This window comes from Nocardioides caldifontis (assembly GCF_008087345.1).
Lineage (GTDB): Bacteria > Actinomycetota > Actinomycetes > Propionibacteriales > Nocardioidaceae > Marmoricola_A > Marmoricola_A caldifontis.
Genome location: NZ_VHIB01000008.1, coordinates 68,715 through 79,777, shown reverse-complemented (window position 1 = coordinate 79,777; position 11,063 = coordinate 68,715). Strand labels below are relative to the sequence as shown.

The 11,063-nt window shown below is 71.8% G+C and carries 11 protein-coding genes; 6 read left to right on the top strand and 5 right to left on the bottom strand.

What is annotated here, in order from left to right; translation table 11 throughout:
• Window positions 1-106 precede the first annotated feature (106 nt).
• Complete coding sequence (locus tag FIP57_RS14665; protein WP_148574294.1) at window positions 107-1,039, top strand: type IV toxin-antitoxin system AbiEi family antitoxin domain-containing protein; 933 nt, start codon at window positions 107-109, stop codon at window positions 1,037-1,039.
• Between the two features lie 134 nt (window positions 1,040-1,173).
• On the opposite strand, the gene FIP57_RS14660 is transcribed toward FIP57_RS14665, so the two are convergent.
• Window positions 1,174-2,391 (bottom strand): acetyl-CoA C-acetyltransferase, encoded by a 1,218-nt coding sequence (locus tag FIP57_RS14660; protein ID WP_148574293.1) that lies wholly within the window; start codon window positions 2,389-2,391, stop codon window positions 1,174-1,176.
• 66 nt (window positions 2,392-2,457) lie between these two features.
• Between FIP57_RS14660 and FIP57_RS14655 the strand changes: the two genes are divergently transcribed.
• Window positions 2,458-3,345, top strand: a complete 888-nt coding sequence (locus tag FIP57_RS14655) for an acyl-CoA thioesterase (RefSeq protein ID WP_203231277.1) — start codon at window positions 2,458-2,460, stop codon at window positions 3,343-3,345.
• Window positions 3,346-3,374: 29 nt separating this feature from the next.
• On the opposite strand, the gene FIP57_RS14650 is transcribed toward FIP57_RS14655, so the two are convergent.
• Window positions 3,375-3,788 (bottom strand): globin domain-containing protein, encoded by a 414-nt coding sequence (locus tag FIP57_RS14650; protein ID WP_148574292.1) that lies wholly within the window; start codon window positions 3,786-3,788, stop codon window positions 3,375-3,377.
• Between the two features lie 107 nt (window positions 3,789-3,895).
• Between FIP57_RS14650 and FIP57_RS14645 the strand changes: the two genes are divergently transcribed.
• Window positions 3,896-4,321, top strand: a complete 426-nt coding sequence (locus FIP57_RS14645; RefSeq protein WP_148574291.1) for an OsmC family protein — start codon at window positions 3,896-3,898, stop codon at window positions 4,319-4,321.
• A 45-nt stretch (window positions 4,322-4,366) separates the two neighbouring features.
• On the opposite strand, the gene FIP57_RS14640 is transcribed toward FIP57_RS14645, so the two are convergent.
• On the bottom strand, window positions 4,367-5,383 hold the full coding sequence (locus tag FIP57_RS14640) for a mechanosensitive ion channel family protein (RefSeq protein ID WP_148574290.1): 1,017 nt from the start codon (window positions 5,381-5,383) through the stop codon (window positions 4,367-4,369).
• A gap of 60 nt (window positions 5,384-5,443) precedes the next feature.
• On the opposite strand from FIP57_RS14640, the gene FIP57_RS14635 reads away from it, so the two are divergent.
• Window positions 5,444-5,821: a hypothetical protein gene (locus FIP57_RS14635; protein WP_148574289.1), complete on the top strand. Its 378-nt coding sequence runs from the start codon at window positions 5,444-5,446 to the stop codon at window positions 5,819-5,821.
• Window positions 5,808-6,188 (top strand): DUF5130 family protein, encoded by a 381-nt coding sequence (locus FIP57_RS14630; RefSeq protein ID WP_148574288.1) that lies wholly within the window; start codon window positions 5,808-5,810, stop codon window positions 6,186-6,188. The genes FIP57_RS14635 and FIP57_RS14630 overlap by 14 nt, the downstream gene beginning before the upstream one ends.
• A 39-nt stretch (window positions 6,189-6,227) precedes the next feature.
• On the opposite strand, the gene pepN is transcribed toward FIP57_RS14630, so the two are convergent.
• Together pepN and FIP57_RS14620 are read right to left on the bottom strand one after the other, a co-directional pair.
• The gene (gene pepN / locus FIP57_RS14625) at window positions 6,228-8,795 is read right to left on the bottom strand and encodes an aminopeptidase N (RefSeq protein WP_148574287.1); all 2,568 of its coding nucleotides are present in this window, start codon (window positions 8,793-8,795) and stop codon (window positions 6,228-6,230) included.
• 59 nt (window positions 8,796-8,854) lie between these two features.
• The gene (locus tag FIP57_RS14620) at window positions 8,855-10,255 is read right to left on the bottom strand and encodes a serine/threonine-protein kinase (protein ID WP_162529821.1); all 1,401 of its coding nucleotides are present in this window, start codon (window positions 10,253-10,255) and stop codon (window positions 8,855-8,857) included.
• A gap of 138 nt (window positions 10,256-10,393) precedes the next feature.
• Between FIP57_RS14620 and FIP57_RS14615 the strand changes: the two genes are divergently transcribed.
• Window positions 10,394-11,017, top strand: a complete 624-nt coding sequence (locus FIP57_RS14615; protein WP_275266167.1) for a mycothiol-dependent nitroreductase Rv2466c family protein — start codon at window positions 10,394-10,396, stop codon at window positions 11,015-11,017.
• The last annotated feature ends 46 nt before the right edge of the window (window positions 11,018-11,063 follow it).

Below are 11,063 nucleotides of genomic sequence, written 5' to 3'. Positions count from 1 at the left end.
ACCTCCAGAGCCGGTGACCATCCCCAGGGCGGGCACTGGGCGGTCCTTCCACAGCCCCGGACCGCTCCCGTCGTGTCGTCCGGAGACGTCGCCATGCTCCCCGGTCATGACGGGATTCGACGATGTCCTCCGGGGCCTGTGCAGCGAGCACGGCGTGTTCTTCCGCCACGAGGCAGTCGCGCTCGGGATGACCGACGCCGCGCTCCGACGCGGTGTCCGGTCGGGGGAGCTGGTCCGCGTCCGGCAAGGGACCTACGTGCTGGGTGACCTGTGGGCCGCTGCCGACGACAAGGACCGTCACGTCCTGCTGGTCCGAGGCCTTCTCAGGTCGCACGGCGGCCGCGTGGCTGCGAGCCACCACAGCGCCAGCCTGCTGCATGGCTTAGACCTGTGGGAGGTGCCGTTGGGTCGGGCACACGTGACCCGTCTGGACGGTGGCGCCGGCAGGGTCATTGCGGACGTGACGCACCACGAGGGGCTCTGTCTCCCCGAGGATCTCGTGACCCATGAGGGGCTCACGATGACCAGTGCGGTGCGTGCCGCTATGGAGTCGGCCACGTTGCTCGACGTCGAGCACGCCCTGTGCCTGGTGGACTCGGGGCTCCGCCTGGGCCGCTTCACCCAGGAGGAGCTGGTCGGGCAGGCAGCGCTCATGACGTCCTGGCCGCTGAGCCTGCACCTCGAGCTCGTCGTGCGCCTGGCGGACGGCCGAAGGGCTTCCGTGGGTGAGACCCGCAGCTGTCACCTGTTCTGGAAGGCCGGGCTACCCGCCCCCGAGCTGCAGTACGAGGTGTACGACGGCGGCGTCCTCATCGGGATCACCGACTTCGCCTGGCCCGCACTCGGCCTGCTCGGTGAGTTCGACGGCAAGGTCAAGTACGGCCGGTACCTCCGCCCCGGGGAGGACCCCGGCGACGCCGTGTTCCGGGAGAAGCAGCGCGAGGACCACCTGCGCCGCGTCACTGGATGCGCTTCATCCGGATCACGTGGGAGATGCTGTACGACGCCGTGCGCACCGCCTCGATCGTCCGGTCGATGATGCGGTCAGCCGCCTGACCTCGAGACCCGCGTGCGACCGGCGTACTCCCCACGAGGAACTGGCCCTCCCCATCGATTGCAACCGATGGCAAGGACCAGATCCCCAGGGCACCATGGGTTTTTCCGGAAGCCCCCTCAGGAGAGGCGCTCGAGGACGAGCGCCATGCCCTGACCCCCGCCGACGCACATCGTGACCAGCCCGGTGGACTTGTCGTGGTGCTGCAGCGAGTTGATCATCGTCGCCTGCATCCGGGCGCCGGTCATGCCGAAGGGGTGGCCGATCGCGATCGCGCCGCCGTTGACGTTGACCTTGTCGAGGTCGGCACCCAGGTCGCGGTACGACGGGATGACCTGCGCGGCGAACGCCTCGTTGATGTCGACGAGGTCGATGTCGTCGATCGTCATCCCGGCGTGCTTCAGCGCCTGCTTCGACGCCTCGACGGGGCCGAGCCCCATGACCTCGGGGGAGAGCCCGGTCAGCCCGGTGGAGACGATGCGCGCGAGCGGCGTGAGCCCGAGCTCGCGGGCCTTCGTGTCGGACATGACCACGACCGCCGCCGCGCCGTCGTTGAGCGGGCAGCAGTTGCCGGCGGTGACGATGCCGTCGGGGCGGAACACCGGCTTCAGTTGGGAGACCTGCTCCATCGTCACGCCGGCGCGCGGGCCGTCGTCGGCGGTCACGACCGTGCCGTCGGGAAGCGTGACCGGGGTGATCTCCTTGGCCCAGAACCCGTCCGCGATCGCCTTCTCGGCGAGGTTCTGGCTGCGGACGCCGTACTCGTCGGCCTCCTCGCGGGTGATGCCGCGGAGCCGGGCGACGTTCTCGGCGGTCTGGCCCATCGCGATGTAGACGTCGGGCAGGAGCCCGTCCTCGCGCGGGTCGTGCCAGTCCTGGCCGCCTTCGGCGAGCTTCGCGGTCCGGGCCGCCGCGTCCTCGAACCGGGGGTTGCGGGTGTCGGGGAGGTGGTCGGAGGTGCCCTTGGCGAAGCGGGAGACCGTCTCCACGCCGGCGCTGACGAAGACGTCGCCCTCGCCGGCCTTGATCGCGTGGAACGCCATCCGGGTGGTCTGCACCGACGAGGAGCAGTAGCGGGTGACGGTCGTGCCCGGCACCCCGTCGAGCCCGAGCAGCACCGAGACGACGCGGCCCATGTTGTTGCCGGACTCACCGCCCGGGAGGCCGCAGCCGAGGATCAGGTCGTCGATGTCGGTCGGGTCGAGGGCAGGCACCTTGTCGAGGGCCGCACGGACCATCTGCGCGCTCAGCTCGTCGGGGCGCATCTCCTTCAACGAGCCCTTGTTCGCGCGGCCGATGGGGGAGCGGGCGGTCGAGACGATCACTGCCTCAGGCATGGGCTGGGTCTCCGTTCGTAGGGGCGGCGTGGGCCGCGGCCCACACTAGGCGCGCACTCTGCGAGCATGCACGGTGTGACTCGTCACCTCTACCGGTGCCCGATCCGCTGGGCGGACATGGACCAGCTCGGCCACGTCAACAACGTGACGTACGTCGACTACCTCCAGGAGGCGCGCGTCGACATGCTGCGGGTCCACCCGCCCGCGAGCGGCGGCGAGGAGCTCGCCGAGGGCGTCGTGGTGGTGCGCCACGAGGTGAGGTACCTCGCGCCGCTGGTCTACCGCCCCGAGCCGGTGAGCATCGAGGTCTGGGTGACCGAGGTCCGCGCCTCCACGTTCACCCTCGCCTACGAGGTGTTCGACGAGACCCTCGACGGCCGGCGCGTCTACCTGCAGGCCCGGTCGGTGCTCACGCCGTACAGCTTCGCGACCGAGCACCCGCGGCGCGTGCGCCCGGAGGAGCAGGAGGTGCTCCGCCGCTTCCTCGTCGACGACGTGGAGCCGCTGCCGGCGTCGGTGAAGGTCAGCGAGGTGCCGGACGAGCGGCGGTTCACCTGGCTCTGCCCGGTGCGGTTCTCCGACGTCGACGCCTACCGCCACGTCAACAACGTGAAGTACTTCGAGTTCTTCCAGGAGGCCCGCATCGCCCAGGTCGGGGCGACGAGCTGGGCCGCGGAGGCCCGGGCGGGGGAGTCGGGTGCGGACAGCGTCGTGGTGGCGCAGATCGACGTCGACTACCGCACGCCGATGTTCTTCCGGGAGGAGCCCTACGAGGTCCAGACCTGGGTCGCCCACGTCGGTCGGTCGTCGTTCGTGATCGAGGGGTGGATCCGCGACGGCGAGAAGGTGCTGTCCCGCTCGCGCGCGGTCATGGTCGCCTTCGACGCCGCGACCCAGCGGGCCGCGGAGCTCTCCGAGCGGCAGCGGCAGGCGCTCCTCGGTCCGGCCGGCTGACGGACCCGCCTGGCCGGCCCGTCCCCGTCTCAGTCCTCGCTGTTCAGCATGAACTGGGCGGCGTAGGTGACGTAGCCCCAGAACCGCGCGTCCTGCTCCGGGGTGAGTCCCGCCTCGTCGAGCCCGGCGCGGAAGTGCTTCAGCCAGTGCTCCGCGGCGACCCGGTTCACGGTGAACGGCGCGTGGCGCATGCGGAGCCGCGGGTGGCCGCGCTCCTGGGAGTACGTCGACGGGCCGCCCCAGTACTGCGCCAGGAACATCGACAGCCGCCGGGCCGCCGAGCCGTCCGCGAGGTCCTCGTCGGCGTACATCGGCCGGAGCACCTCGTCGGTGGCCACGCCCTCGTAGAACCGCGCCACGATCTTCTCGATCACCGGCAGCCCGCCGATCTCGTCGAAGAACGCCTGCTCCTGCGCTGCTCCCTCGGTCTGGCTCTCGCTCACGGCCCCATTGTCGCAGCCGGGCGGTGACGCCCCGGGCGGCGTGGGTAGGTTGGCCGACGGGCCGTCGTGGCGGCGGCCCGCCCCCACCACGTGCGAAGGAGTTGTTCATGGCGACTGTCCGCCAGGCAAAGACCCACTGGGAAGGCTCGCTGTTCGAAGGCGCCGGCCAGGTCACGCTCGCCTCCAGCGGCCTCGGCACGTACGACGTGTCGTGGCCGGCCCGCGCGGAGGAGCCCAACGGGAAGACCAGCCCCGAGGAGCTCATCGCGGCCGCCCACTCGGCCTGCTTCTCGATGGCGCTGTCGAACGGTCTCGCGAAGGCCGGTACCCCGCCGACCTCGCTGGACGTGACCGCCGACGTGACCTTCCAGCCGGGCACCGGCATCACCGGGATCCACCTCACCCTCGTCGGCTCGGTCGACGGGATGGACGAGGACGCGTTCAAGGCGGCTGCCGAGGACGCGAAGAAGAACTGCCCGGTGTCCCAGGCGCTCACCGGCACGACCATCACGCTGGACGCGTCGCTCGCCTGACGCGCTGACGGTCCCGGCGCGGACCCCTGGAGGTCCGCGCCGGGGTCAGGCGTCGTCGGCGTCGCTGCCGGCCATCGGGGTGGGCGGCTCCGACCGCTGCCAGACCACGCGCTGGGGGAACGGGATCTCGATCCCCTCGCGGTCGAACCGCTGCTTGATGCGCTCGCGCAGCTCGCGGGCGACGGCCCACTGCTCCAGGGGAGCGGTCTTGATGGCGACCCGGACGGCGATGCCGTCGGCCTCCATCCGCTCCACGCCCCAGACCTCGGGCTCCTCCATGACCTTGCCGCGCCACTCGGGGTCGTCGTACAGGGCCTGGCAGGTCTCGGCGAGCACCTGACGGATCCGGGGGAGGTCCTCGCCGTAGCCGACGGTGACGTCGAGCACCGTGCGCGCCCAGTTCTGGCTCTGGTTGCCGACCCGGCGGATCTCGCCGTTGCGGATGTACCAGACGGTGCCGTTGACGTCGCGGAGCCGCGTGATCCGCAGCGTGACCGCCTCGACCGTGCCGCTCGCGTCGCCGAGGTCGACGACGTCACCGATGCCGTACTGGTCCTCGAAGAGCATGAAGAGCCCGGACAGGAAGTCCGAGACCAGCGACTGGGCGCCGAAGCCGAGCGCCACGCCGACGATCCCGGCGCCCGCGATCAACGGCCCGACGTTCACGCTCAGCTCGGAGAGCGACATGATCACGACGATCACGAGGATCGTGAACGACGCGACGCTCTTGAGCACCGCGCCCATCGTCTCGGCTCGCTGCTTGCGGCGTGCCGCAGCGATGCGGGCGGCCGCGTTGTCGGGCGCGACGTCGGTGTGGAACCGCCCCTGCGGGCTCGTGGGCAGCACCCCCGTCGACGCACGCTCGACGAGCCGGTTGACCAGCTTGTAGGCGAGCCAGCGGCAGAGCAGCCCGAGCAGGACGACGAAGAGGATGATGGCGGGCTTGGCGATCAGCCAGTCGGCGGCGGCGCCCAGCCACTCGTTGCCGGTCAGGTCGGTGACCTGCTTGCAGAGCCAGTCCTCCTGCTCGCACTCCGGCGTGGTCTCGGTGAGCGGGATCATGGGTCGCCAGGCTAGCGAGCGGTGCTGGCCCGCTCCGAGCCGAACGGTAGGCTTCGGTCTGTGACGATCGACATGCTCTCGACCGCCTTCCTCCGGGCCGTCCGTGCGGTGGCCCGCCCGCTCGTGCTGCTGACGGGGTTGGCCCTCGGGTCGCTCGCCGCCCCGGCCTTCGCCACCCCGCCCGAGTCGTGGGAGGACCCCGACAACGGCTCGGCGCTGGAGCTGCTGCTGATCCTCGGCGGCATCCCGCTGGCGGTCATCGCGCTGCTCGCCCTGGCGGTGTACCTGCCGTCGATGATGCGCGGCCAGTCCTCCGAGCCGGCGCTGGCCTTCCAGCAGCGCTCCGAGTGGTTCGGCGGTCCCCGCAAGGGCGTCGAGGGCACCCCCGAGCCGACCGCGCAGAGCGAGGACAAGGGTGGTGCCGGTGGCCGGTGGTGACGGTTTCACCGACGCGCAGCGGGCGTCGATCGACAAGGCGATCCGCGACGCCGAGACCGTCTGCCGCTTCGAGTTCTCCGTCTACGTCGGGAAGCTCGAAGGGGACCCCCGGCTGTACGCCGAGCGGCTGCACGCGGCCCTCGTGGCCCCCGCCCGTTCGGTCCTGATCGCGGTCGACCCCGCCGCCCGGGTGCTCGAGGTGGTGACCGGCGACCAGGTGCGCCGGTCGCTCGAGGACCACCACGTGCGGCTGGCCGTCGTGGAGATGCAGTCGCAGTTCGCCCACGACGACCTCTGCGGCGGCATCGTCCGCGGCATCAACATGCTCGCCGGCTCCGCCCGGCGGCCGCCCACGCTGCACGCGTGAGCGGCCGGCCCGGCTCCGAGGAGCCGGGCTCGCGTCGTCTCACCCCTGGGCGTCGCGCTCCTGCGCCGCCAGCGCCCGCTCCAGGTCCGCCGCCCCCTCGCGCACGTAGCGCAGCGCGGCAGGGTTCGCGTTCGCGGTCCGCAGCCACCCCTGCACCCGCTCGAGGGTCTCCCGCGTCGCCAGCGCCCGCGGAAAGAGCAGCTGCAGCACCATGCCGCCCTTGAAGACCCCGTGGGTCTCCCAGACCGTCTCGGCCGCCTCGAGGTAGCGGTCGACGTAGGGCTCGAGCAGCTCGTCCTGCCCGGTCACCTGGAAGGCGCCGGCGATCTGCCGCTGCGTCTCGTTGGGGGTGTCGGTGCGGACCACGGTCGCCTGCCAGGCATGCTCCTTGGCCTCGGCGGTCGGCATCACCGTGCGTGCCGCCGCCGCCCGCTCGTGGCCCGAGATCGTGTTGTCCCGCTCCAGCTCGGCGAGGACCGCCGCCTCGTCGGCCCGCCCGTGCGCGGCCAGCGCGGTGAGCAGGGCCCACCGGAGGTCGGTGTCGACCTCGAGCCCCTCGAGCGGGGCGCCGCCGTGGTACCACCCGGTGACCCGGTCGAGCGCGGCGTCGCTCCTCGCCGCGGTGGCGAACGCCCGGACCAGCGCCAGCTGGTGGTCGCTGCCGGGCGTCGCGGCGTCGACGAGCCCGGAGAGCCCCTCCTCCCACTGCGCCTGCAGCGCCGGCCGGTTGGCCGGGGCGGAGTAGGTGTCGATCGCCTGCTTGGCGTAGCGGAGCAGCGCCTGGACCGCGGTCAGGTCGGACTCGGTCCCGATCCCGCGGAGGACGAGGGCCGCGAAGTCGGTCGCGGTCATCTCGGCGTCGCGGGTCATGTCCCAGGCGGCGCCCCAGCACAGGGCCCGGGCCAGGGAGTCCTCGAGGGTGTCGATCGAGGAGACCAGGACGTCGAGGGACTCCTCGTCGAGCCGGATCTTGGCGTAGGTCAGGTCGCCGTCGTTGAGCAGCAGCAGGTGGGGGCGGGTCACGCCGACGAGCTCGTCCACGGTGGTGAGCTCGCCGTGGATGTCGGTCTCGTGGGCGCCGCGGCGCACCAGCCGGCCGTCGACCCGGTCGTAGAGCCCGACCGCTACCCGGTGGCGCCGCAGCGTCGGGAAGTCGGGGTGCGCGCCCTGCCGGATCGCGAACGAGGTGAACCGCCCGTCCTCGCCGACCTCGAAGACCGGCTCGAGGGTGTTGACCCCGGAGGTCTGCAGCCACTCCTCGGCCCAGGAGGCCAGGTCGCGGCCGCTGGCCGCCTCGAGCGCGGAGAGCAGGTCGCTGAATTCGCTGTTGCCGAACGCGTGCTTCTTGAAGTAGCTGCGGAGCCCCTCGAGGAACTCCTCCTCGCCGACCCAGGCGACGAGCTGCTTCAGCGTCGAGGCGCCCTTGGCGTAGGTGATGCCGTCGAAGTTGACCTCGACCGCCTCGAGGTCGACGTTGTCGGCAGCGATCGGGTGGGTCGAGGGGAGCTGGTCCTGGCGGTAGGCCCAGTTCTTCCGGGCGTTGGCGAACCCGGTCCAGGCGTCGACGTACTTGGTGGCGCGGGTCATCGCGTGGTGCGAGGCCCACTCCGCGAACGACTCGTTGAGCCAGAGGTCGTCCCACCAGCGCATCGTCACGAGGTCGCCGAACCACATGTGCGCCATCTCGTGGAGCACGGTGTTGGCGCGCTGCTCGTAGAACGCGTGGGTCTGCCGGGAGCGGGGGAGGTACTCGTCGCGGTAGGTCACGCACCCGGCGTTCTCCATCGCGCCCATGTTGTACTCCGGCACGTAGGCCTGGTCGTACTTGCGCACCTCGCCCTCGCCCACCGAGAACGGGTAGGGATAGTCGAAGGCGCTCTCGAAGAACGCGAACCCCTGGCGGGTGACCTCGAGCAGCTCGTCGACGTCGAGGAACGGCACCACCGACTGCCGGCACAGGTGGCCGAGCCGGATCTTCCCCGTCGGCCCCTCGTAGTCGTCGTAGACCGCGTGGTACTCGCCGGCGACGAGCGCGGTGATGTAGGTCGACATCCGGTCGGTGGTGGGGAACCGCCACACCGCCCTGCCGTCGCCGAGCGGCTCCGGTTCCGGCGTCGGCGCGTTGGAGACGACCGTCCACCCCTCGGGGGCGGTGACGGTGAAGGTGAAGACCGACTTCAGGTCGGGCTGCTCGAACGTCGTGTAGACGCGGCGGGCGTCGGGGACCTCGAACTGCGTGTAGAGGTAGACCCGGTCGTCGGCCGGGTCGACGAAGCGGTGGAGCCCCTCACCGCTGCGGCTGTAGGTGCAGTCCGCGACGACCCGCAGCTCGTTGCTCCCCTCCAGCCCGTCGAGCCGGATGCGGCTGTCGGCGTAGACGTCGGCGGGGTCGAGCGCGGTGCCGTTGAGCACGACCTCGTGGACCGTCGCGTCGACGAGGTCGGCGAAGGTCGAGGCGCCGGGCTCGCGGCAGGTGAAGCGCAGGACGGTGGTCGAGGCGAAGGTGGTGTCACCCGTCGTGAGGTCGAGGTCGACGGTGTACGACTCGACGTCGAGGAGCGCGGCGCGGGTCTGCGCCTCCTCGCGGGTGAGGTTGGTTCCAGGCATGGAGCATGCTTACACCGCCCCCCGAACAGTTCCAAAGCGGGCAGGCGCGGCCCGTCCGGCTACCTCGTCGGCTCGGCGGCGATGCGGTACTCGCCGTCGCGGTGGGCGAGGACGAGCTCCACGACGTCGGTGAACTCGTTGCCGTCCTTCATCGCGTACTCCACGGTGTACCGGACCTCGAGCGAGCGGGGGTCCACCTGGACGTCGACCGGCTGCGCCGACGCGACCTTGGACCAGAAGCCGCGGTACCCCTCGAGCCCGCCGCTCTCGGTCTGGAACTCCGAGGTGAGCATCGTGAACGCCTCGGTCTGGTCGACCGGCGCGGTCGCGAGGTAGTCCTCGACGAACGTCCGCATCCCCTTCGCCGTGGGCCGCGCGGGACGCGGCTCCTGCGACGGTCCGGGCTCCGCCGAGTCCTGCGAGGAGTCGTCGCGCGCCCGGTCGGTCCCGACCGGCTCGGTGTCGAGCCAGTTCCAGGCCGCCACCCCCAGCACCACGAGCAGGGCCGCGGCGAGGCCGAGCGCCGCCAGGGCCCACCGCCTCCTCCGTCGTACGGGCGGAACGGGCGCGGGCGGGACCCCGGTGGCCACCGGGACGGTCTGCGTGCGCCCGTCCTCCTGGACCGGCTCGACGTCCTCGGCCGTCGCCGAGCCGAGCCCGCCGCTCGTGGTGGTGCCCGCGCCGCGTGCCAGGAAGTCGGCGACCTCCTCCATCGACCAGCGGGCGTCGACGTCCTTGACCATCGTGTGCTCGAACAGCGGGGCGAGCCAGCCGGCGTCGTCGGGCCGCGGGGGCTCTTCCTGGACGATCCGCCACAGCGTGCCCAGCACGTTCTCGCCGGTCTCGAAGGGCGGCTTGCCGGTCAACGCGTGGTAGGCGGTCGCGCCGAGGGCCCACACGTCGCTGTGCGGTCCGGCGGTCTGCCCGCTGGCGACCTCGGGAGCGAGGTAGGCGGGGGAGCCGGTCATCATCCCGGTCTGCGTGAGCGTCGCGTCGGCGGCCGCACGGGCGATCCCGAAGTCGGTGAGCTTGGCGCGGCCGGTGGAGGTGATCAGGATGTTCGACGGCTTGACGTCGCGGTGGGTGATCCCCGCCCGGTGCGCGGCCACCAGGGCGTCGGCGGCCTGGCAGAGCAGCCGTGCGGCGTCGTCGGGGGAGAGGGGCCCGTGCTCGGCGACCAGCTGGGTGAGCGTGCGGCTCTCGACGTACTCCATGACCAGCCACTGCTGGTCGTCCTGGTCGACGAGGTCGAAGACGGCGACCACGTTGGGGTGGTTCAGGGTGGCGGCGAGCCGCGCCTCTCGCGCCGCTCGGGCGAGGTCCGGGGTCGCTCCACCGGGAGTGAGCCCGACTCGCTTGACGGCGACGTCACGGCCGAGGAGCTCGTCCTCGGCACGCCAGACGACGCCCATGCCGCCGCGGCCCACCTCGTCCTTGAGCGCGTACCTCCCCGCGATCACACGCAACCTTTCGTCGCCGTCAGGATCAGGGGAGTCTTGCCCGACTCGTCCTGATCCAAGCCTCCGGTCCGGCATGGGTTGGGCCACATGCCCGCGAGCCCGGGAAGAAAGCCCCGATCGTGTCGGTTGAGGCTTCACGTGACTACCGACGATACCTCCCGCACCCCCGTCGACTTCTGGTTCGACCCGCTCTGCCCCTGGGCCTGGATGACCTCCCGCTGGCTCCTCGAGGCCGCGGCGGTCCGCGACCTCGAGCCGCGCTGGCACGTGATGAGCCTCGCGGTCCTCAACGAGGGGCGCGACGAGCTCCCCGAGCAGTACGAGGCAGCCATGACCAGGTCGTGGTGGGCCGGCCGGGTGGCGATCGCCGCGGCCGCGAAGGCGGGCGACGAGGTGCTCGGCGACCTCTACACGGCGCTGGGCGAGCGGATCCACCCCGGCGGCCGCGAGATCGACCGCACCCTCCTCGAGGAGGCGCTGGTCGAGGTCGGGCTCCCGGGTGACCTGGTCGACGCCATGGACTCCGAGGAGCACGACGAGGCGCTGCGCGCCTCGCACCAGCGGGCGATGGACCTGGTCGGCGAGGACGTCGGCACCCCGGTGATCAGCGTCGGTGACGTCGCCTTCTTCGGGCCGGTGGTCACCCCGGCCCCGAAGGGCGAGGCCGCGGGCCGGCTCTGGGACGGCGTGCTCGCGGTGGCCGGGACCCCCGGCTTCTTCGAGCTGAAGCGCACCCGCACCGCGGGCCCCGACTTCAGCTGAGGCGGGTCCCGGGCGTGCGCGTCGCCGCGGGGTCCCTCCTAGGATC

Bases quoted from the DNA above. Each gene is read 5' to 3' on its own strand.
- FIP57_RS14665 (WP_148574294.1), top strand. From the start codon at position 107: ATGACGGGATTCGACGATGTCCTCCGGGGCCTGTGCAGCGAGCACGGC.
- FIP57_RS14660 (WP_148574293.1), bottom strand. From the start codon at position 2,391: ATGCCTGAGGCAGTGATCGTCTCGACCGCCCGCTCCCCCATCGGCCGC.
- FIP57_RS14655 (WP_203231277.1), top strand. From the start codon at position 2,458: ATGCACGGTGTGACTCGTCACCTCTACCGGTGCCCGATCCGCTGGGCG.
- FIP57_RS14645 (WP_148574291.1), top strand. From the start codon at position 3,896: ATGGCGACTGTCCGCCAGGCAAAGACCCACTGGGAAGGCTCGCTGTTC.
- FIP57_RS14640 (WP_148574290.1), bottom strand. From the start codon at position 5,383: ATGATCCCGCTCACCGAGACCACGCCGGAGTGCGAGCAGGAGGACTGG.
- pepN (WP_148574287.1), bottom strand. From the start codon at position 8,795: ATGCCTGGAACCAACCTCACCCGCGAGGAGGCGCAGACCCGCGCCGCG.